This is a genomic window from Mesobacillus selenatarsenatis SF-1, from assembly GCF_000813125.1.
Classification (GTDB): Bacteria; Bacillota; Bacilli; order Bacillales; family Cytobacillaceae; genus Mesobacillus; species Mesobacillus selenatarsenatis.
Genome location: NZ_BASE01000066.1, coordinates 12,596 through 33,093, shown reverse-complemented (window position 1 = coordinate 33,093; position 20,498 = coordinate 12,596). Strand labels below are relative to the sequence as shown.

At 40.7% G+C, this 20,498-nt stretch carries 25 protein-coding genes; 4 read left to right on the top strand and 21 right to left on the bottom strand.

Annotation, left to right across the window (positions count from 1 at the left end; genetic code table 11):
- Positions 1-156: 156 nt before the first annotated feature.
- The 9 genes from clpP to TY49_RS13455 all read right to left on the bottom strand — a co-directional run bounded on the left by clpP (position 157) and on the right by TY49_RS13455 (position 6,656).
- Positions 157-738, bottom strand: a complete 582-nt coding sequence (clpP, locus tag TY49_RS13500) for an ATP-dependent Clp endopeptidase proteolytic subunit ClpP (protein ID WP_041966442.1) — start codon at positions 736-738, stop codon at positions 157-159.
- A 20-nt stretch (positions 739-758) separates the two neighbouring features.
- A complete protein-coding gene (locus tag TY49_RS13495; protein ID WP_041966441.1) occupies positions 759-1,421 on the bottom strand; it encodes a sigma-70 family RNA polymerase sigma factor in 663 nt (220 codons plus the stop codon).
- Positions 1,422-1,533: 112 nt separating this feature from the next.
- The gene (locus TY49_RS13490; protein WP_041966440.1) at positions 1,534-2,223 is read right to left on the bottom strand and encodes a hypothetical protein; all 690 of its coding nucleotides are present in this window, start codon (positions 2,221-2,223) and stop codon (positions 1,534-1,536) included.
- 413 nt (positions 2,224-2,636) lie between these two features.
- Complete coding sequence (locus tag TY49_RS13480) at positions 2,637-3,557, bottom strand: DMT family transporter (protein ID WP_269745745.1); 921 nt, start codon at positions 3,555-3,557, stop codon at positions 2,637-2,639.
- Positions 3,558-3,706: 149 nt separating this feature from the next.
- Positions 3,707-4,240, bottom strand: a complete 534-nt coding sequence (locus tag TY49_RS13475; RefSeq protein ID WP_041966438.1) for a cysteine hydrolase family protein — start codon at positions 4,238-4,240, stop codon at positions 3,707-3,709.
- 2 nt (positions 4,241-4,242) lie between these two features.
- A complete protein-coding gene (locus TY49_RS13470; RefSeq protein ID WP_232310456.1) occupies positions 4,243-5,049 on the bottom strand; it encodes an AlkZ-related protein in 807 nt (268 codons plus the stop codon).
- On the bottom strand, positions 5,033-5,698 hold the full coding sequence (gene rpiA / locus TY49_RS13465; RefSeq protein ID WP_041966437.1) for a ribose-5-phosphate isomerase RpiA: 666 nt from the start codon (positions 5,696-5,698) through the stop codon (positions 5,033-5,035). The genes TY49_RS13470 and rpiA overlap by 17 nt, the downstream gene beginning before the upstream one ends.
- Before the next feature lie 147 nt (positions 5,699-5,845).
- A complete protein-coding gene (locus TY49_RS24275) occupies positions 5,846-6,184 on the bottom strand; it encodes a YolD-like family protein (RefSeq protein ID WP_041966436.1) in 339 nt (112 codons plus the stop codon).
- Between the two features lie 103 nt (positions 6,185-6,287).
- A complete protein-coding gene (locus TY49_RS13455) occupies positions 6,288-6,656 on the bottom strand; it encodes a hypothetical protein (RefSeq protein WP_041966435.1) in 369 nt (122 codons plus the stop codon).
- Between the two features lie 164 nt (positions 6,657-6,820).
- On the opposite strand from TY49_RS13455, the gene TY49_RS13450 reads away from it, so the two are divergent.
- A complete protein-coding gene (locus TY49_RS13450) occupies positions 6,821-8,233 on the top strand; it encodes a glycoside hydrolase family 18 protein (protein WP_041966434.1) in 1,413 nt (470 codons plus the stop codon).
- 36 nt (positions 8,234-8,269) lie between these two features.
- Here TY49_RS13450 and TY49_RS25030 read toward each other — a convergent pair whose 3' ends face one another.
- The 7 genes from TY49_RS25030 to TY49_RS13420 all read right to left on the bottom strand — a co-directional run bounded on the left by TY49_RS25030 (position 8,270) and on the right by TY49_RS13420 (position 12,939).
- The gene (locus TY49_RS25030) at positions 8,270-8,446 is read right to left on the bottom strand and encodes a hypothetical protein (RefSeq protein WP_198135622.1); all 177 of its coding nucleotides are present in this window, start codon (positions 8,444-8,446) and stop codon (positions 8,270-8,272) included.
- Between the two features lie 12 nt (positions 8,447-8,458).
- The gene (locus TY49_RS13445) at positions 8,459-8,623 is read right to left on the bottom strand and encodes a hypothetical protein (protein ID WP_041966433.1); all 165 of its coding nucleotides are present in this window, start codon (positions 8,621-8,623) and stop codon (positions 8,459-8,461) included.
- 400 nt (positions 8,624-9,023) lie between these two features.
- Positions 9,024-10,004 carry a DUF2705 family protein gene (locus TY49_RS13440; RefSeq protein ID WP_041966432.1) on the bottom strand — a complete coding sequence of 327 codons (981 nt, stop codon included), beginning with the start codon at positions 10,002-10,004 and terminating at the stop codon, positions 9,024-9,026.
- Complete coding sequence (locus tag TY49_RS13435; RefSeq protein ID WP_041966431.1) at positions 9,997-10,908, bottom strand: ABC transporter ATP-binding protein; 912 nt, start codon at positions 10,906-10,908, stop codon at positions 9,997-9,999. The genes TY49_RS13440 and TY49_RS13435 overlap by 8 nt, the downstream gene beginning before the upstream one ends.
- 12 nt (positions 10,909-10,920) lie before the next feature.
- The gene (locus TY49_RS13430; RefSeq protein ID WP_041966430.1) at positions 10,921-11,700 is read right to left on the bottom strand and encodes an SGNH/GDSL hydrolase family protein; all 780 of its coding nucleotides are present in this window, start codon (positions 11,698-11,700) and stop codon (positions 10,921-10,923) included.
- A gap of 162 nt (positions 11,701-11,862) precedes the next feature.
- On the bottom strand, positions 11,863-12,375 hold the full coding sequence (locus TY49_RS13425) for a cell wall hydrolase (protein WP_041966429.1): 513 nt from the start codon (positions 12,373-12,375) through the stop codon (positions 11,863-11,865).
- Between the two features lie 210 nt (positions 12,376-12,585).
- Positions 12,586-12,939, bottom strand: coding sequence for a hypothetical protein (locus TY49_RS13420; RefSeq protein ID WP_041966428.1), 354 nt, complete (start codon positions 12,937-12,939; stop codon positions 12,586-12,588).
- Positions 12,940-13,227: 288 nt separating this feature from the next.
- On the opposite strand from TY49_RS13420, the gene TY49_RS13415 reads away from it, so the two are divergent.
- On the top strand, positions 13,228-13,413 hold the full coding sequence (locus TY49_RS13415; RefSeq protein ID WP_041966427.1) for a hypothetical protein: 186 nt from the start codon (positions 13,228-13,230) through the stop codon (positions 13,411-13,413).
- 42 nt (positions 13,414-13,455) lie between these two features.
- Here the strand turns inward: TY49_RS13415 and TY49_RS13410 are convergent, their stop codons facing one another.
- Entirely contained in the window at positions 13,456-13,722 is a 267-nt protein-coding gene (locus TY49_RS13410; protein ID WP_041966426.1) for a DUF1450 domain-containing protein, read from the bottom strand.
- Complete coding sequence (locus TY49_RS13405; RefSeq protein WP_041966425.1) at positions 13,723-14,031, bottom strand: DUF3817 domain-containing protein; 309 nt, start codon at positions 14,029-14,031, stop codon at positions 13,723-13,725.
- 118 nt (positions 14,032-14,149) lie between these two features.
- Here TY49_RS13405 and TY49_RS13400 point away from each other — a divergent pair, with 118 nt between their 5' ends.
- Positions 14,150-14,905 carry a DUF3891 family protein gene (locus TY49_RS13400; protein ID WP_041966424.1) on the top strand — a complete coding sequence of 252 codons (756 nt, stop codon included), beginning with the start codon at positions 14,150-14,152 and terminating at the stop codon, positions 14,903-14,905.
- 166 nt (positions 14,906-15,071) lie between these two features.
- Positions 15,072-16,001 (top strand): LCP family protein, encoded by a 930-nt coding sequence (locus TY49_RS13395; RefSeq protein WP_232310455.1) that lies wholly within the window; start codon positions 15,072-15,074, stop codon positions 15,999-16,001.
- Between the two features lie 161 nt (positions 16,002-16,162).
- Here the strand turns inward: TY49_RS13395 and TY49_RS13390 are convergent, their stop codons facing one another.
- Genes TY49_RS13390 through TY49_RS13380 form a run of 3 tightly spaced genes read right to left on the bottom strand, consistent with a single transcriptional unit; the run spans position 16,163 to position 19,837 of the window.
- On the bottom strand, positions 16,163-17,323 hold the full coding sequence (locus TY49_RS13390; protein WP_041966422.1) for a Ger(x)C family spore germination protein: 1,161 nt from the start codon (positions 17,321-17,323) through the stop codon (positions 16,163-16,165).
- 1 nt (position 17,324) lies between these two features.
- Entirely contained in the window at positions 17,325-18,728 is a 1,404-nt protein-coding gene (locus TY49_RS13385; RefSeq protein WP_232310454.1) for a spore germination protein, read from the bottom strand.
- A gap of 23 nt (positions 18,729-18,751) precedes the next feature.
- On the bottom strand, positions 18,752-19,837 hold the full coding sequence (locus tag TY49_RS13380; RefSeq protein ID WP_041966420.1) for a GerAB/ArcD/ProY family transporter: 1,086 nt from the start codon (positions 19,835-19,837) through the stop codon (positions 18,752-18,754).
- Positions 19,838-20,498: the final 661 nt, after the last annotated feature.

The following is a 20,498-nucleotide window of genomic DNA, read 5'->3' as shown; positions in this document are numbered from 1 at the left end:
ACTTTATTCACAACATCATGAAATTAGGTTGTCACATGGCACATTTATTAAAAACCTTTTAAATTACATTCGATTTTTGAGTAGGGAAATCCTCTTGCTTTTACCAATTCTGTTTAATAGCTTCAAAACAAAAAGAGCTGCCTAGGCAGCCCTTCATTATGTTCGTGTAATTATCTTATCAATAATCCCATACTCCAAAGCTTCCTGTGCACTCATGAAATAATCCCGGTCTGTATCCTTTTCGATTTTTTCTACCGGCTGGCCAGTTCTATTGGATATAATCTGATTCACATGATCCCGCAGCTTAAGAATTCTTTTGGCGGAAATCTCAATCTCTGTCGCCTGGCCCCTTGCACCTCCCAGCGGCTGATGAATCATGATTTCACTGTTTGGGAGTGCAAATCGTTTCCCTTTTGTACCGGCAAGCAGCAGCATGGCTCCAAAAGATGCGGCCATTCCGATGCAGATTGTGCTGATGTCGGGCTTGATGTATTCCATCGTATCAAAAATTGCGAAGCCTGCTGTGGTTGAACCTCCAGGACTATTAATATAGATGGAGATATCCTTTTCAGGATTATCTGCTTCAAGAAATAGCAGCTGAGCAATAACGCTGTTTGCCACCTGGTCATTGATTTCATCTCCAAGCATGATGATTCGGTCTTTTAACAGCCGGGAATAAATGTCGTATGAACGCTCTCCCCGGTTGGATTGTTCTATGACATAAGGAATCGTACTCATCATGTTCCTCCCTTTCCTGCTTACGCAGCCATTTTAAAACTAGAGAGAGGTGAACGGGTGTGGAGAGACATTTCCGGTGAACATGGAGCAAGTGCCGGGATTTCCTGGATATTTTCTAGCAACACAGTCGGATCCTCAGACTGAAGCGATTCACAAAGCAAGTCTGACAGCAGCTTTTCTTCGTCCTCGTTCAGTTCCTGGTCCACTTCACGCAGGTTTCCTTCCCTATCAAGCCTTTTCCTGGCACGATGGAGTGCTGCTTTAACGGCCATTTCCGTTGAATCCAAGTGCTCGGCGATCTCGCGCGATTGAAAGCGAAACGCTTCCTTCAGGATAAAAATCACTGCCTGCTTCGGCGTCAATTTGGACATAACCATCTCAACTGTATCCCTTACGCTCCCCTGATTGAATGAAGCAAGATTTTCTGGAATACCCGTAATCTCTCGACCTTGCTTCCTAATCGTATCCACCCATTGGTGATAAGCAATTTTTTTCAGTAAAGGCGAGCTGATTTGTGACGGCTCATAATGGCGGATTGCCTTCACCGTAACTTCCTGGACAAGGTCGTCACCGTCCCACCTGCTCTTAGTGAGGAACCGGCAATATTGCTGCAGACTTTCATAGTGGGTCATGATCCCGGAATCCTCTGCTCTATTCAATCTCCTGAGTTTATCGATCGACATCCTGTTCACTCCTTTGAACCTCTCTGCCCCTTAAACGGATTTAGGGAGAAGAAAAGATACGGCCTTAAAAAAATTTTTTTGATTCTTTTTTCAGTATATGTTGTGAATGAATTTAGCCAGCTTCTTCAGTCCTTTTATTTTTTCTTAACCTTAACAGTATGAAGGCTAATGGAATAAGAGTTATTAGTATAAAAGGCAGCAAGTACAATTTGGACACTGGCGTTTTTTCGGGAAAACGATCAGGATAAGTTTCTTTTAAATGCTGCTTGACCAATACTTCAAACTCATTTATTGAGATTCCGTCCTCATCGACTCCCCATTCATCAAAGAGTCTGACTCCTGTATCTCCAAATGGACGGATGTTATCTTTGGATGGAGTATATCCTAACTCAAGATCAAACTGTCTATTGAATAGAAAATATTCGTCTGGCCTTAACTGGACAAGGGACTCTGAAAAAGATTTTGAAAAACCATATTCATTGATTTCGTATCTACCCTCTAAAGGTTTATACACACTCATTGCATTGATGATTACTCCATTGTTTAACACCGGCGCAACCCACTCATCGAGTGGTTTTATCGCCAGATTCAGTTTATTATCAATCTCCAATTGGTTTACGGCTACAAACTGTCCTACCCTCCAGTCTTCTGGATTTCCATCATTGATCACAAATGAAAGAAATTCTCGGTAATTATCATTTGCTGTCTCGATTACTTCAGGCGGGACATGACGATTCACCTCAATAGAGCTAAAACCCATTAACACCATTATCACTAGTAATAAGAAGCCACTTTTCTGCATGATCATTTCTCCCTTTACTTGCCTATCTATAGATAAACCCTTACAAAAATTACTCCCTTACCAACTCACTAAACAAGCTAAGAAGTAAAATCCCCAAGCTTAAATTGATTCATCCTTTTTACTCCTTAGATCCGAAAAAAACATCACACTTACTCCCAGTGAAAACGGTGTTAACACCGAAAGAGCTATACCATATAGAAGGTCACCTTCTATGAAGAACGATATAGAGGAAGACAGGCAAATAAAAAAAGCAAAAAGAAAAAATACCCCGCCAAATAAACTTTTTAGTTTTTCGTAAAATCTATACATCATCATATCCCCTCGAACAATTGGATACATACACAGTAGATGTTACTTTTTGTAGTCTGACAAGTAAACTCTTTCCGAAAAAACAACAATATGATGAAAAAAGCCTAGTCATTAAAAGACTTTGCAATATCGGCAATATCAACCTTCCGATTCACTGCCCTCTTTTCAAAAGTCCAGTTCACCAGGAAAATCCCTGTAAAAATCAGTGCCCCTCCCGCATAGACATACCATTCCACAACCTCACCAAGCAGCACCCAGCCGGTAAGCACCCCGAAGAAAGGTGCAAGGAACAGGAAGGCACTTGTCTTGCCTGGATCGCCTTGATTGATCAGATAGAACCAGATCGCAAACTGAACGATCGAGGCCATGATTGCCAGCCATAAAATAACCGTTAATGAAACCGGGGTTATCGTCAGCTTCGGTGTTTCCAGCGTAAGACCCATCAATAAAAGAACACTGCCTCCAAAAAGCATTTGATATGCTGTCAACACCCAGACATTGAAGCGGTTGCCCCATTGTTTGATCAGAATGGTCCCTATTGACCAAAAAACAGCAGCTCCCAGACCGAAAAGTGTACCCACTGTCAGTTGCAGGTGGAAACCCAATGTAATGAAAACACCGATAAAACCAACAATCGCACCAATCCATTGAAGAAGCCTGTAACGAATTCCCAGGAACACGGTCCCCATCATTACCACCATTAATGGATTAGTAAATGTTAAAATCGAGGACTCGCCAGCGGTGATCGTCCGTAAACTGAGGAAGATACAGCCCATGACGCCTGCAGTCTGTACCAAACCGATGGTGAAAATCCTTGCCCTATCTGCCAGTTTTTCCGGCTTCAGTTTTTTCCTTACAAGGACTGCCATCAGCAGACCAGCAATCGTGAACCGCAAACCAACTAATAACAAAGGGGAGACATAGTTCAAACCAATCTTCCCGACGGTAAAGGAAGAACCCATGAGAAATGTAGTGACAACGACTAGCGCAATAAACGTGAATGGATGAAGATTCGGTTTTTCCAAAACGGTCCCTCCCTTTTACAGAGAATATATTCTGCTTAAGGGGTGAAATTCCCTTTATGATTTTTCACATATAAAAAAGCTTAGAGATATTAATAGTCTCTAAGCTACAGTGTGTTCAGCTAGTTCAGAAGTTGGTGTAGTGTTCATTCCTAGGCTTTCGCGCTGAACCTTATCTCATCGCTAGACCGCACATCTGCAAACCAGCGCAATGTTCCATTGTGATGTTTGATGATTTGCTGTGCTGTTAATTCATTGCCATCCCATGTGCTATGTAAATCAGAAACTAAAGTTACTTTATATCCCTTACTGAATGCGCTTCTGCATGTCGTATCTACACAAACTTCCGTTTGAATGCCAGCTAGATAGAGATGTTCGATCCCCTTTTCTTTCAACTCCTGGTCCAGGCTTGTTTTTAAAAAGGAGTCCGGTGTGGTTTTTTGAATAATTATATCTCCCTCGTCCGGGCTAATTTCTGAATGGATTTCCCATCCATATGTCCCGTTTTCCAAAGGATATCCAGCTGATTCATTGTGTTGGATATATACGATTGGTATATTGGCTAAACGTGCCTGTTTAATCAGTCCCTTAATACCTTGCAGCAGCTCTTTCCCATTGAAGACTTCTTCCCCTTCCAGGAACATTCCGTTTTGAACGTCGATGATTACCAATGCACTGTTTTCCATGCTCATTCCCCCAGTATTTTCTGCAGTTTTTGAAAGGCTTTATCAGTGGCAAAACCGCGAAAATGATTCACAATGTATTCCCTCGCCCTTCCCTTATCCACAGCGATAGATGCAATTTTATTTCTGCTTGCCCAGGAATCGTATGTTTCAAAGAATGTGCTGCTCCAGCCATTCTTTTCGCCTTCCGCGTTTATTTTTTCCTTGATCCCCGAAATGACAATGTCCATTGCTCCCTGCAGCTCTAATATGCCATTGTCGAACACCTTTTTATGCTCTTTATCCCTTAATCCCGCGCGAGTCCTCAACTCTCTTGTATCGATGACCCCTTCCTCTCTAATGATTCTGTAAAGATTCAACGCTTCCCTTGATACATGTCCTTTTTGATAGCGGTCCTCAACCGTTTCATCATGGCCAATAACCACCTTAAAATATGGCAGAAAATCACGTGAAATCAGGATGGACTTTTTCTTAATGAACTTTCCATAACCAGCGACACCATCAACAGAAAACCTTGTCCTCCAAATCCATGGATCATATTCCGTATCCGAATGCCAGGACTCAGGAGTAGTAATAGTATTCAAAGCCGGGAAATCTGGTACCAAAGGTGCTAGCGGAAGTAAGCCAACCTCTTCAATGACCTGAATCGCTTCTTCATAAGTTTTTATTTGGTAATTCTTCAATTCAGACAGCTCCTTCAAGAAAACTAAACTACATTGTAATTCGATAACCTGGCACAATTCCCCTTTCCCTAAAACGAAAAACGGTACTTCAACCAGAAGCACCGTTAAAAATTCATCTTGTTTTTTCAACTAGCTCACCATTTTCGATCGTGATCAGCCTTTTCGCCATATTCACAAACAAACCGTTTTCAACCACTCCCGGAATCATATTCAGCTGCAATTCCAGCTCATCAGGCGAATCTATCTGTTTAAAATCGCAGTCGAGAATATAATTCCCATTGTCTGTTATAAATGGCCGATTCCCATTTAGTCTTAATATCGGTTCACAGCCAAGCTCGGCAATCTTCCTGGATGTCATTTCGGATCCGAACTTTACAATTTCAACCGGTAACGGGAAGGCTCCTAATTTCTCTGCCCCTTTGGATGAATCTGCTATGACTATGAAGGTTGAAGCAGCATTACCAATAATTTTTTCCCTTAGCAGTGCTCCTCCCCCACCTTTTATCAAGTTCAAATTGGTATCAAACTCATCCGCACCATCAATCGCTACATCAATCTGTTTTACATCTTTAAAATCCACCAGAGTGATCCCTTGCTCTACAGCAAGTTTGGCGGTTTGCTCCGAAGTCGGGATCCCGGTGATGTTTAGACCGTTTCTCACTAACTCCCCCAGTTTTTTAATTGTATAATAAGCGGTTGAACCTGTTCCCAATCCAACCACCATTCCATCTTTTATGTATTCAGCAGCTTTTTCACCAACCATTTGTTTTTCATTCATAAATTTCACCTCGGTAGAATTTGAATTCTCTGTTCATTTTACCCTTTTAACAGAAAAAACTCGCCTTTAAGCGAGTATATGGATTAGTTCGTAATGCAGAAACAACATTTAGTTTTCATAGGGTTCTTTTAAGGAAATGTTCCCTGGTTATTCTACCACCTCGACAGCTATAATATCAGCAAACTTAATGGCAATAGCGCTACCATCACCTGTTACCATCCGAACTTCCTTCCTGATCGGATCAAGAAAATGAACATGGCCTTTTTCTTCATATGAGAATCCATCATCCCACTTTGTAATTTTCACTTGATATGTATATTCCATGGCGTAGCAAATCCGATTTTCCATCTCAAGAATTTCGTATTCATCGAGCAACGGCTTCGGCTGCCGCAACGCATCCCTGGCTAGCTCTCTCAATAATGCCCGATGCTCCGGCATAAAGTGCGCAGGCATGAATTTCAGCTTTCCTCTGTCTCGTATTCTCATGCTGACCATCCTTTCGGGAGTACTTAAAGCTATTATATCCCGAACAAACGTTCGTAAACTATATAAAATTTATATTTAAACAAAAAAACTGGCCTAAGCCAGTTTATGCAGTCACTTCATGATATTTAAAATAAGTCGAGAGCTTGGAATCAACGTGATCCTTCCATCCGTCTAATGGCACATTCAATTTTTTCAATATTTTATAGGCATGAACCCATGCGCTCATTTCAGCCGTAATACGATAAGACCAATCATTCAACCATTTTTCATAGTCGAGTTCGCCATTAACAAAATCAATACAATGGCCAATCTCATGAGCAAAAGCATATACATTTTCCAGTGTAGTCGATAATGGAATCGTTATGGACATGTTAGGATTAAAATTGATTTTCTTCTTAGAGTCATAAATCACCTTGCAGTTCAACTTCTCCGCCTCTTCTACTAAAAGTAAAAAAGTGCCATACGTAACCATACATTTTCCCCTTTTATCTTTATAGTTTTTCTCTCTATTATATCGGTATTTTTTAAAGTTTATACACTTATTCTAAATATTCTGAAATAAACCGTTTTACAGATAGGACATCTTTTGCTGGCATATCATGATAAAAGGCACCATAACTTGGAGGATGATTAAATATGAAAATACATGTTGTAAGACCGGGTGACACTTTATGGGCCATTTCGCAAGGCTACCAAACTGCCATTAACCAGATTATTTTAGCGAATGAACTTGATAACCCTAATGTATTAGTTGTTGGGCAGTCCCTTGTGATACCGGAAACTAACCGGGAGTATATCGTCCAGCAGGGTGACAGCTTATGGGCTATTGCCTCTCGTTACGGGGTTACCGTTCAGGAGCTCGCTGCCTATAACAATATCGCGGACCCTTCGCTGATTTTTGTCGGCCAAATGCTTCAGATGCCATATCTAATGCATTCCATCCAGTCTGGTGAAACCATGTGGGCGATTGCCCAGCAATATGGGGTGACTGTGAACCAAATAGCAGCGGCCAACAATATTTCTAATCCAGCAGTCATTTATCCTGGTGGGGTTCTGAGGATTCCAGCGCCTCAAAAGCCTGTAATTGAAGTGAATTCCTATATAACGAGGATGGATGATACAGGTAGAAGAAATGTTCTGTCACGTGGTCACCTTTTCACGTATCTTGCTCCGTTTTCCTATAAGATGGGTGAAGATGGTTCACTCCTGAACCTCCAGGATACTAATGTTCTTCAAGCGGCAAAGATGACCAACACGTCACCATTGTTGACAATTACGAATGAAGCGGATGGCTCATTCAGCTCTGACCGGGCAGCCGCAATCCTGCGGAATCCAGCCGTCCAGGACACATTGCTGAACAACATCCTCGCAAAAATGAAGGAAAAAGGCTATACAGGCTTGAATATCGATTTCGAATACGTCTATCCAGAAGACCGCGAAAACTATAATAACTTTTTAAGAAAAGCTGTTGCCCGCATGCATCCTGAAGGCTATACCGTCTCAACTGCACTGGCTCCAAAACAAAGAGCTGATCAGGAAGGTTTGCTATATGAAGCCCACGACTACGATGCGCACGGGGAAATTGTTGATTTTGTCGTGATCATGACATACGAATGGGGCTGGTCCGGCGGCAGGCCGTGGGCAATCGCACCGCTAAATGAAGTAAGGAAAGTGTTAGAATATGCCATAACAGCCATTCCGCGTGATAAAATCCTGATGGGTGTACCTTTATACGGAAGAGACTGGCGTATACCATGGGTGCAAGGAACCTATGCTCGAACAGTCAGCCCAAAAGGAGCAGTGGATCTCGCCGCACAACAGGGCGTCAATATCCAATTTAATGATACGTACCAATCTCCATTCTTCCGCTACACCGACGCAGACGGACAGCAGCATGAAGTCTGGTTCGAAGACGCAAGAAGTGTTCAGGCGAAATATGACACCGTAAAAGAATATGGATTGCGTGGTGTCAGCTTCTGGACTCTTGGTCCATCGTTCCCGCAGAACTGGCCAGTACTGCACAATAACTTTCAGGTGAGGAAGCTGTAAATAGAAAATCCTGCGATTAGTGGAATCGCAGGATTTTTAAATACCATCAAATATCGATCTCGCAAGGAACCTGAACAAATAGAAAACCAGTCGGAATGGAAGGATAATCAATTCCGGTATCCAAAACAGAATATCAAAAACAAAGTCCCAAAAATTATAGCTGCCATCCTGCTTCTTTTTCCTTCTTTTTTCTGACCGTTTTTCTACAAACATCTCCGGTTCCTCCTATTTATTGTTGCACTCTTCGCAAATAATCTTACCCTGATACTCGATGAAGGCTTTGATTTCCGTCATCCCCTTCGATTTCGGATACTTCATCTTAACGAAAATATCCTCATTCGCCTGAATTTCTTTCTTGCATACCGAGCACTGTGGCGTGATTTTGAACATGGCCATCACCTCGGTTTTAAATACGTTTTTTTCCGCAAAAAAGTTTCGCCTGTTTTTCAAAATATTAAAACCAGCCGTATTAAATCTATGGCAACTGGTTTTAAATCAGCGATATTTTTCTTAAGTGGTTTTAAATGCGTCACAACTGGAGTTAACTTACTTAATCATTAATACTTTTTTCTTCCTCAAAAAAACCTTTCACTCTGTAATAAAACTAATCAAACCGTTAAATTATTCTCTCCAACCGTTAAAAAAATGGCCACAACCGTTAAATTATTCCCTCCAACCGTTAAATAAACGGCGGCAACCGTTAATATTTCTCTCTAACAGCCAAAACAATCACTTCAAACCTCTAGAATCAACAAAACCCTGACCGAAAACTGGCCAGGGTTCTATCAAATTAATATATATCCTGCCTAATAAACACAGCAAACGAAACAATCAACGCAGCCAATCCCCAGACCGCAAGAACAACAAGCGAAAACCCAAGCGTCATCCCTTCAATAGGAGGCGCTTGGCCAGACAGGTAGCCGGTCAGATTCAAATTGATCATAAACAGATATTTGGCTTGTTCCCATGAAGAGACCATATTGCTGAGGATTGCTCCGGAAATTAGTGCAGCAAGCATGACCCCCATTCCTGCAGGCGTATTCCGGATCAGAACAGATAGCATGAATGTGATCGTTCCGACAATCAGTGCCACGAACCACACAAGGCTGAACTCCATCAACAGGTACTGCCACTGGGGAATCATCTGGACTGCATTGGTGTTGAGTTCATTCCCTTCGACATTAAATCCGGTTATGACTGGAGCGGCCCAGCCTTGATAGCCAAAAATAAGGCCGGATATCAAATAGGACAGCACTCCAAACAACACAACAATTGTTGAAACAGATAAAATCAAGGTGATGTATTTGCTCATCAAGATTCTCCAGCGCTTCACCGGTCTTGTCAGCAAAAGCTTTACTGTCCCGGCACTGCGTTCAGATGACACAATATCGGCAGCCACCACCATGATCATCAATGGCAGGAACAAATTGATTGAATGCTCCGCGAAAACACGGGCGAAACTAGGTGCTCCCGGCTCCATCGGATTCACATTGTTATCAAGGTAATACTGTTGTTGTTGGATGCGAAGCTGAAGCTCACTTTTCCATTCATCTGAAATGCCGCTGCTTGTGATCCGGTTTTGTGTATCTATGATTTGCTGCTGCAGGGTAGTCCGCCAATCAACATCCCCAAACCGCTCAAGTCTTCTTTCAATTTCCCTGTATTGAGAGTATGTAAAAAGCGCGACAAGCACCGCGATGATCCCAGCCACTATAAGGATTCTTTTTTTGCGGACGATCTTCAACATTTCATTCCTGACCAGGTTAATCAATCGTCTCACCCCCAGTCAGCTCAAGGAAAAGGTCCTCAAGTGCAGGCAGTTTCCTGTTCATTTCATTCACCTGGACTCCCTTTTCCACCAGCATCCGGTTCCAAATAGCACTTTCATTTTCAAAATAAGGAGTAACCAAAGCTCCGTCTGCCCCATCCGAAACCGTCGTCACTCCACCCAGAATCTCTTTCGCAGTATCACGCGGTTCGGCATGCCAGATGACTTTTTCCTGAAGTGCCAGCAGATTTTCAACATAGTCCACTTTGATAACTGATCCTTTTGAAATAATCGCGACCCGGTCGCACATCAGCTGGATTTCGCTGAGAAGATGGCTTGATACAAGCACAGTTAACCCCTCTTCTTCGGCCAGATAACGAATGAAATTCCGCATCTCTCTTATCCCCATTGGATCGAGTCCGTTTGTGGGCTCATCCAGAATCAAGACCTTTGGTTTCCCCAGCAAGGCTTGAGCAATCCCAAGTCGCTGCCGCATCCCAAGTGAATACGTACTGACACGATCATGAATACGTTCATCCAATCGCACAAGCTCTACCACATAATTCATATAATCCCGGTCGACTTCAGGCAGCATCCTCGCAAAATGCTCGAGATTTTCCCAGCCCGTCAGATAGGAATATAGCTCCGGATTTTCAACAATACAGCCCATTTGCGCCATCGCTTTCGTAAAATTCTTCCTGACATTGTAGCCGCCTATTTCGATTGTTCCTGCACTCGGTTTGATCAAACCGACCAGCATTCTGATGGTTGTTGTTTTACCAGCGCCGTTCGGACCAAGAAAGCCAAACACTTCGCCTCTTTTTAGATCAAAGTCGATGCCTTTGATGATCTCTTTTTTACCAATCGTCTTTTTCAGCCCTTTTACAGAGAGCGTAATCTCACTCATCGTTCTCCCCCCTTACCATGTAATCAATGAAGCAACCCGTTCCGCGATCAGCCTGTAGCCTTCAGCATTCGGATGAAATTTATCTGTGTACAAATAATCGTTCACACTAAGCTGGAATAAGTCAAATGTCGGTACATAAACCGCCTTTTCATTCTGGTCAAGCAGCTGATTACTATCATAATTCCAATCACGGACAATCTTAGTTGTCAGCTTTGAGTCATTCAAATCAATGAACGGATTATACAGGCCAATATGAAAAATGACAGCCGAGTCATTCATGGTCCGCACTTCTTTTAAAATGGCTTCTAGGTTTTTCATATAACTTTCCTTGGCCTGAGCTATTTTCTGCTCATCCATTTGCAAGAACGTTTGACCACTCTGGAACAAATCATTGCCGCCAATCGTTATCAGGATGTAGTCTGCACTCTGGATCTTCCTCTGGATTTCACGTTGCTTCAGCTGATCCAATAGCTGATTCGAACGGTATCCTTTAACACCGAAGTTATGTATTGTGATTTTTTCTTTTGATTTCTCCTCAAGCTCATCAACCAGATAGCCAATATAGCCTTTGCCTGAGTCATCCCCAGTTCCACGTGTCAGCGAATCTCCGAGTGCTACAACCACCTTCCCGTCTTTATCCTCATCTACATCTACTGGCTCTTTCTCTTCAATTGCTTCAGATGCTCCTTTGCTGAAAAATTGATTTTGAATTGTCCATCCAAGACCAAATAGCATCAATATCAATGAAAGCACTGAAAATACCAGTGTTAATCTAACCGAATACTTTTTCACCTGACCACCCTCGTTCCACTAATTGGTAAGCTTTATTTTATAATAATTTCGAACGGAATAAAAATGATAATACTGTGGCGATGTGCTGGATTATCGTAAAAACCCCGCAAACTTACATTCTAAACGCAAAAAAGCGCGCAGCTTTATATGCTGTACGCGCTTTTAGATGGCAAATGCATGTTTTCCGATTGTTTTAACGACATCTCGAGTGAAAATCCACTGACTTGTCGCAGTCTCCGGATTATAGAAATATAGACAATCAATTTTATTTTCATTTTCTAGGGCATCTTCAACTGCTTTGACTGCTTCTTCACTTGCCGGTTTATTAATCGCACCATTCTGGACCGGCTGGAATGCGTTTCTTTGATAAATCACTGCTTTTACTGTATCAGGAAATTGTTTGTGCTCCACTCGGTTCAGCACGACTTCGGCAACGGCAACCTTGCCTTCATAAGGCTCACCTTTTGCTTCCGCATGGACCAGGCGGGCAAGAAGCTTTACTTCTTCTTCCTTAATGAAGCGTTTATCTGTGACCGAAGACTCCTTCGTATCAACATCGACCTTTTTGGCTGTCAAAGTCTCAGCCGGTTTGGTCGTTTTCGTTGATTCTGCATAAACTGTATATGAACCAATTACTAATGTAAGGAGTGAAACTAGCATAAGAATTTTTTTCATTGTAAACCTCCTGTTTTTGTTTATTAGACTGAACAGGCCCTATATTAGGCTAACAGGTTTACAATCTTATCACACTAGTTAATGACTGGGTTAATTTTAAACTTCATACCAACACGGGTAAAAACTGTATTTATTATTACGAAATAAGGTTTAATCGTAACCTTTGTTACAATTTTAACATCAAATGAGGTCTCCATTAATAAGCAAAAATCAATCTTTTACCGAAAAAAGTGCACTCAAATTTTTAAGTGTATGAATTCTCGCTGTCAAGATAAATAAGTCAGACTGATTATGCTCCACATAATCTTCAATGATTCTCAGACCTTTCCAAAACCGCTCCACAAGCAATAATGTATATTTTTCATCCCACTCAAACTTATTGATTCTCGTAAGCTCCTCAGCGAGCTGATTAAATTTATACTCCTCCACCCAGAGCTCGACTTGATACAGCTTATCATGGTTCATAATCAATCCAGACTTACTTTTATAACATTTTTGGACGAAATCCGCAAAACCCTTGATATTTTCCGCCAGCAGGTTGGCTTTTTGCATCTCAAAATTCACTCTCACCAACTCCTTCTATAAAACAAATATGTTTCAGTCAGGAATTTTACAACTTCCAAACCGCCATTTGGATATTTATGTTAAAATAAAGAAAACCACTAGGGGTCGTTCTTTATGAAATCAAATTTTCAAAAGAGAAAAATCCAATAGAAATACCTGGAAGAAGTCGGCAAGAAAACCGAACAAGAGCGCTTTTCTTTATTGATCAATATAATTTCTCTTGTTGTTATTGTGGTTTTTATTTTAAATCTGTATATTGACTGGTTATAAACGAAAGGAGAAATGAAAATGCTTTGGTTAGCACTGTTTTCACCGTTAATTGTATTGGTTCCCCTTGCTTTTTATATGGATAGAAAAAAAGGGACCGGTGACCCAAAACTTGATTCTGAAAATCACAGAATTGAACAAGACCAAGCCCTGCACGACAAGTCTTTCATTTTTCCAGGCGGAGATGGACCACCGAATAACCAATAAGCGACAGCATGTTAAAAAGCATCGTAACTAACCGATGCTTTTTCAGTCTATATATTCAGCCATTTTCTTAAGCAACTCATCTGAATTCTCTGCAGTTACGAAATCGCCATTGACCATTGCATATGGAGACATCCTGCATTCCTTACATCTGCTCTGGCATTCGAATTCCTTATACACCACATTTTTCCGGCTTAAAAATTCATTATATGCAGTATAATTCTCTTCCTGTAAAAACTGTTCCAAATTCCGCTGACAGAATTCAATTTTTGCTTTCTTTTGTTTGGAAAAAAGCTTCTTGATTACATTCATTTATGAGACTTCCTTTACTGGAAAAGTCCTCTGTAAAAAGCGATCCAAAACCATGTTTCCAAAAGGAATGAACGCTACGGCAAATGCACTTACGGCCCATAAAAACGACCACCTGACCTTAAAAGTCGTATATATAATCATAAGCACATATAAAACAAATAAAAAACCGTGCAAAGAACCTACGAATCGAACAGCCTCGGGAAAACCAGCCCCATACTTAAGCGGCATCGCGATGAACACAAGCACCAACAATGATCCACCCTCAAGCAAACCCATCAGACGAAAATGACTGATAGCTGTATTTTGCATACTTAACACCTACTTCCTAACCAAGAAATTATAACATTTTTTATCAATGACTAGAAATACTAAATTCTAGCATATGACTACCTATTAAAATATGCTAGGTATAGAGGGGTGATATGAAATGATTATCCATGAACGGGAAAATGAATTTGTCATGGTTGCCCAGCACGACCATGCCGGGGTTTCTCGGGATGCAGCACAGAATTGGAGAGATGATTATTTTCTCGGAATAGAGAGGATATATTCGGTGGTCCTCGCCGTTCGGGAACACGACAGGTGCTGGATTGAACCAGACGAGGAACCTTTATGGAATGAACAAACTCAGCAACCCTACTCCTTTATGGATTACCCAGGACGGCCGAAGCTTGCCTTTTATACAAAAGGAATCGACGAGATCGTCCAAATGGATCCATACGCAAGACTTCTGTGCAGCCTTCACTACGCTTCATTCCTGAAGGATGCAACAAGCACGATCGGGAAGAATTTTTGGGTCGCGGAAAAACAAAGACAGCAGAAGTTGCTGAAGGAATTAGAGATTGATAATGATAAGGTTCTCTCCTTCCAGTTAAATCTATTAAAATTCTGCGACAATCTATCATTGTATATTTGTCTGAATGCCCCCGGAACACCAAAATCACAAGAACATTATTTTTACCGTAATGGCTTTCCGCAGAAATTTTCGTTCGCTAATGACCAAACCATCCTTGCAGAGTGGCTTGATCAACATACAGTTTCTCTTTCCGTTTCACCCTTCAAGAATAAACTCCATGTCAGACTACCATATAAAGCGGTTGATAAGGAACTCATCAAAGAAATTGGATTGACTGCAGCTTATCAAGATAGTTCAGTTTGTTGGAGAGAGGTTACATTTGTCTGAAAATCCGCCCGGAGAACATCGCCGTGCGGATTTTTTATTACATCACCAAATCTATTTGTCAGCAGATTTTTAAACAAATGTAATCAAATCATACCAAGATTGAAATCTAACTATGGGATAATGACTACTTCACAATATGGGTGGAATAGATGTTGGTGGTGTTAAAATGGTATTAAAAAGAAAAAAAGTTAGATGGTCTCGAGTATTTCTGGCCCTTTTGATAATTGGCATATTTATGGTTGGTCTAAATACGATATTTCAGTACATAGAAGGAACTTATAAAGCAATAAATCAACCATTTAAAAAAGCTGAAGCAGATTCCTTTCATGGAGAGAAGGATACCACAGAAGAAGTTAACGTTCTTTTACTCGGAAGTGATTCACGAGGGGAACAAGGTGCCCGAACGGATACCATCATGGTTGCACATTACAACCCCCAATCTGAAAATGTAAAACTTATATCACTAATGCGGGATATGTACGTCTCTATCCCCGATCACGGAAAGCAAAAATTAAATGCGGCATACTCCATTGGTGGAACCGAATTACTGAGGAAAACGATAAAAATGAATTTCGGGTTAGACATCCATCATTATGCCATTGTTGATTTTAAAGGCTTCGAAAAAGCAGTCGACATTCTTGTTCCCGAAGGAATAGAAGTAGACATACCTTATGAAATGTCCGATGGAATAGGTATGACATTGGAAAAAGGAACCCAAAAGCTGCATGGAGAAGAACTGCTAGGATACGTACGTTTCCGCCAGGACCGGCTAAGTGATTTTGGACGAGTCCAGCGGCAGCAAGAAGTGATTTCAAAATTAAAAGAAGAAGCGGTAAGTCTTAATAGCATGACCAAGCTGCCTGACCTGCTGGACCTTTTACATGCTCATATTGATACGAATATCGACTCCCCCACCCTTTTAGCCATTGGAAAAGACGTTCTGACTAATGAAGGAGGAGAAATACAAACAATCCGGATCCCAGAAGATGGCAGCTTCGAAAACACACGCCTTGACGGAATTGGTGAAGTGTTGGAAGTGGATTTAGCTGAAAACAAAGATGCATTAAAGGATTTCCTAGAAGGAGACCGAAAGTAGTATGGGTTAACAACATAATATTTCAGTTAAGGGTAAGTTAAAGCATTAAAGGTCCAATCCTTTAATGCTTTAGCTCTATTCTGGCGAATACCCAGAGATTAATGAAGCACCATCTTGCCAGATTTAAATTGTTTTTTACTATATATAGTCTTAATAGACAATCATTCCTTAATCTTGATTTTCCGATTTTTAAACGACCCCGAGTGTTCTAGTGTGATACTCACTTCAATTGATTTTATGCTGTCTTCCTGAAGCAATGAAGCCTGATTTTCCAGCTTTTTCCAATCAGCATGATGTTTTCTGTAGAGTTGGTGCTCCAAATTCAAGAAATCGATATCATGTTCTAAACCTAATTGATACAATTGTTTTACCTCAGATATTATCCCTTTTTTTACGAACTCCTCCATGGCCTCTACTTCAATCGTGTTATTTTTCATACGATTACTCACAACACCATTGGCAAGATAATGGATTGTAAAGCCGAAGTTTCCATCAACCTTTACTGGCTGGACCTTTACCATTTGGTCTTCGAGAACCGCCAAAAATTCAGGATTTTTATCGTTAGGCAATAATAGAGAAGCACGCACGGTTTCTGGAGTAATCCAGCGTATACCTTTTATCTCTTCAAAAGGAAAAAAGCCCTTATACTTTTGATTATCCAGAAAGAACGCTCCATCAATCGCTAATTTATCTTCATTTTTTTTATTTTTCTTCCACTGATTATCATCAATCGTAAGTGAAGGAATATAAGTAGTACGGCCTGGATCGAAAAACTCCCGCGCAAATTGATTTAATTTTACGGGCTTAATGGTCGAGCTTTGCTCGTAAGAACTTTTTGGACTGTGCAAAATTGTATTCAAGGAGGTTTGATTGAAGAATCCGGTTGTTGATAAAATATCATCCAACGAATTCTTTGTTCCAAATATCCAAGGAGTTGGCCGAAACTCATAATAGCGAGTCAAGCCATCAAAGACACTATCGAGTCCTTGTTCTAGTGCAGCATCACTCAAAACAATAGCAGTGACATGTGCCCACAGAATCCGTTCTTGGGCTGTATGGTAAGCTTTAAAGAATGCATCGATGAACGTTGCCCCGCTCGTTTCGGATACAAAAATCTCAGGCGGCGCTTTTGCACCGCCCTCACTTTTCGCAACAGAGCCCAGTCCCAGCATTTGAATATAAACATGATATTTCCCATCCCTATAGTCAACACCAATGGCGGTTGCAAAGTTTTGGTTTTCGATTTCTCCGATGTCGTTCTCACAAGCCGTCATAAAAAAGAGAAAGATCGTGGAAAAAGCTATCATCAATTTTCTTTTCATACTATTTACTCCGCCTCTGAATAAAAGAAATTCCATACTTTTTCCTGTCAAATGGGTTCACAAACAATGCCGCTAAATACTCTTTGAATTTTAACGAGGCAATTGGTTCGAGATAGGCCACTTTAAATGATTCCAATATTGAAAGGTAAATGAGTATGCTAAAAAACCCAATAAAAAGCCCGTAAATTCCTAAAAAAATTGATAGGAGTAAAGTATAGACTCGCAGTACACTTACTGTACCAACTAGTGATTGATTCACAAGAGTGTAACTCGCAACCGCTGCTAATGCAATGATAACAATCATAGTTGGAGAAGCAAGTCCCGCTCGAATCGCTGCATCACCGATTATAATTCCACCAACAATCGAAACCGTTTGTCCGAGAACGGACGGCATTCGAACACCCGCTTCTCTCAATAACTCAAACAACCCCAGAATAAAAATTGCTTCTAGTGCGATTGGTAACGGTAATCCTTCACGAGAGACAACGACCGTGGCCAATAAGGCAAAAGGCAGCTGGTCGATATTGACAGAAGACAAAGAAACCCAAAATCCCGGCAGGAAAACTGCTACCACTAAACCGACAATACGAATAAGACGTCCTAAAAGAACAAGGTAGTAAGGAAAATGAACATCTTCAGGTGATTTAATCAGCTCAAACATATTGGATGGTCCAATTAATACAGAAGGGGATCCATTGACAATTAGTACAAACCTTCCTCGTAACATGGATTCGATAACATAATCTGATCGAGTAACATAATCAAATAAAGGAAACAAAGAAAGCGACCGTTCTGAAAGCCATTGCTCTAATTGACCACTGCTGACAACACTTTCGCCTTGAAAATCTGCAAGCCGCTGCCTGACTTCTTGAATAATGTCCCAATTGGCTTTATCATGCAAATAAAGCAGTGAAACCTCTGTTTTACTTAGTGACCCTAAGGTAAAGGATTCACAATAAAGCTGTTCAGACTTTATTCTTTTGCGTATCAAGGAGATATTGATGTTCATCTCTTCGGTAAAGCTATCCTTCGGTCCTTTAATTGAAACTTCTGTTGACGATTCTTGCGGACTTCGCTGTGGTACCTTGCTGATATTAAACACATAAAAAAACGGCGTTCCTTCTCGAAAAACAATCAGCGAACCTGAAAACACAAGGTTTACAATTTCATTCATACTTTTTATATGCTGGACAGGCGGAAGCATTTCAAAATGGTCTCGCGGTTCTTTGTTACTGATACTTATGAGAATAGGGTTAAAATACTTATTCAATTGAGTCGAATCAAGCATCCCTTTGCAATAAAATGCCTGCAGATTCTTATTTTCCTCAATAGAAATAAATTCAATATCGGAATAATTCCGAAAGAAACTTTTTAATTCATCGCTAGTTAACTTTCTTTTTGCCAAAAACTGATCAAGCTTGTCCGTGTTCATATGTTTTGTGTTCCTTTCCTCACAGGCAAGTAGCTAATAATTAATAATGCCAATGAAATAAAGATTCCAAATAAAAAAGCAGCTGGATAAAAGTATCTGCCGACCAACGTCTGAACCCAGATGTCACTCAAAGGAATTACAGTCAATGAACCTAAGATAAGCGAAGCGACAACTAGTATACGTTTTTTCTTTGAAGCAGGTGACTGACCCTTAAGCATATTCCCGATTAAATAAAGGCCTAATGAAACACGGATGATTTCACCGCTCAATAACTGAAATACCGCCAAAAAATCAACATGGGAAATATATTCTCCGAGAGTAATAAGGCGCCACTGTTCAAAAGCCGGGAACCGCATATCAGATGCAACCGATGGACCAAATGACGATAGTGATCCCATGGTCGGACCGAGAATCAGACCAACTAAAATGGTGATGAACAGGAAAAGGTTAAACAATGTCAATGGCTTCTTTAAATGGTGCTGAAGAAGCAAAAGTACGAGCAAATCTGCACTGCCACCAAGTATTATCGTGGTCCCTTTTATAATAGGCTGGTAGCCATTTGCAAGGATCGGGAAAAGATAAGAATAATCTTTTTCTGGTAAAGTAAACCATGCTACAAATATCCCTAACATCCATACCATCGGCAATAAAACCGCCGAAACATAGACAATCGACTTTAAACCGCTATAAGCTGACCACACACTAATCAACAAGAACGGGAGCATCACTACAAAAGATGGTGTACGGGGCAGAAAATAAATATTAATCGATTGAATCAAATCATAAAAAGATAGCGCACTGATTGAAAAAACATAAATCGCTAGGATGGCCATTATCACTTGGGAAACCGCACCCCCTGCCCGTGCTTCGATCCAGTCATAAAGACATAGCCGCTGCTTGTTTTTTCTCATAATCAAATAAAGAGTAAAACCCCAAAACAATAAAATGGGATAGGCAACCAATACAGATATCCATGCATCTCGCTTACCCACCGATAACAAATGAGGCATGATGAGAACATGGTTGGAAATTCCTATATAAAGAATCAATACAAACATTAACTGAGCACGAGAGAAGCGCATCCTAACACCACCAAATAATTTCCCACCACAGTTAGGTTTTGCTGGTTATGGCAAAATATGCATAGTTAAGGGGATGAGAAGATATATGTTGCTCTTAAAAAAGCTTCAATATAAGGAAGAGAAAACAGCTCAAAAAAGAAAAAAACTTTCTATTAAGAGACGATATCCCGTTCCCCTTCAAGTAAAAGATCCAGGACAGCTGAAGGGTTCCATTAATCTCTAAAAAGATAGTTAGTTGCTACTTACAAACCTAGACTGATTTTATGGTAGATACCAAAAACCGCACAAGTGAAAATCACCTGTATGGTTGACTATGTATATATGGCGGGACTGCGTGGGCATCGAACCCACCTGACCTGGCACGCAGGTCACAAGCGGATTGTGAAAACGGTGGAAGACATCAGTACCCTAATGCTCAGGAACAAAATTCCGTTAAATCAAAATTCTTAAGCCTACCAAATCAGATTTCTTATTAATTCTGATACGGTTTTCGCTCAACCATTACGAATTTCATTCTTGATTTACAAGAATGTCGATTCGTAATCCTATTTCCTACTGAAAAGAGCGACATATTCAAACAAAACCCATAAATTTCATCTTCCCTGACAAGACCCTTTTTACAGCTTCTAGCAACGGGTCAAAAAAATAATTAAAAATATTC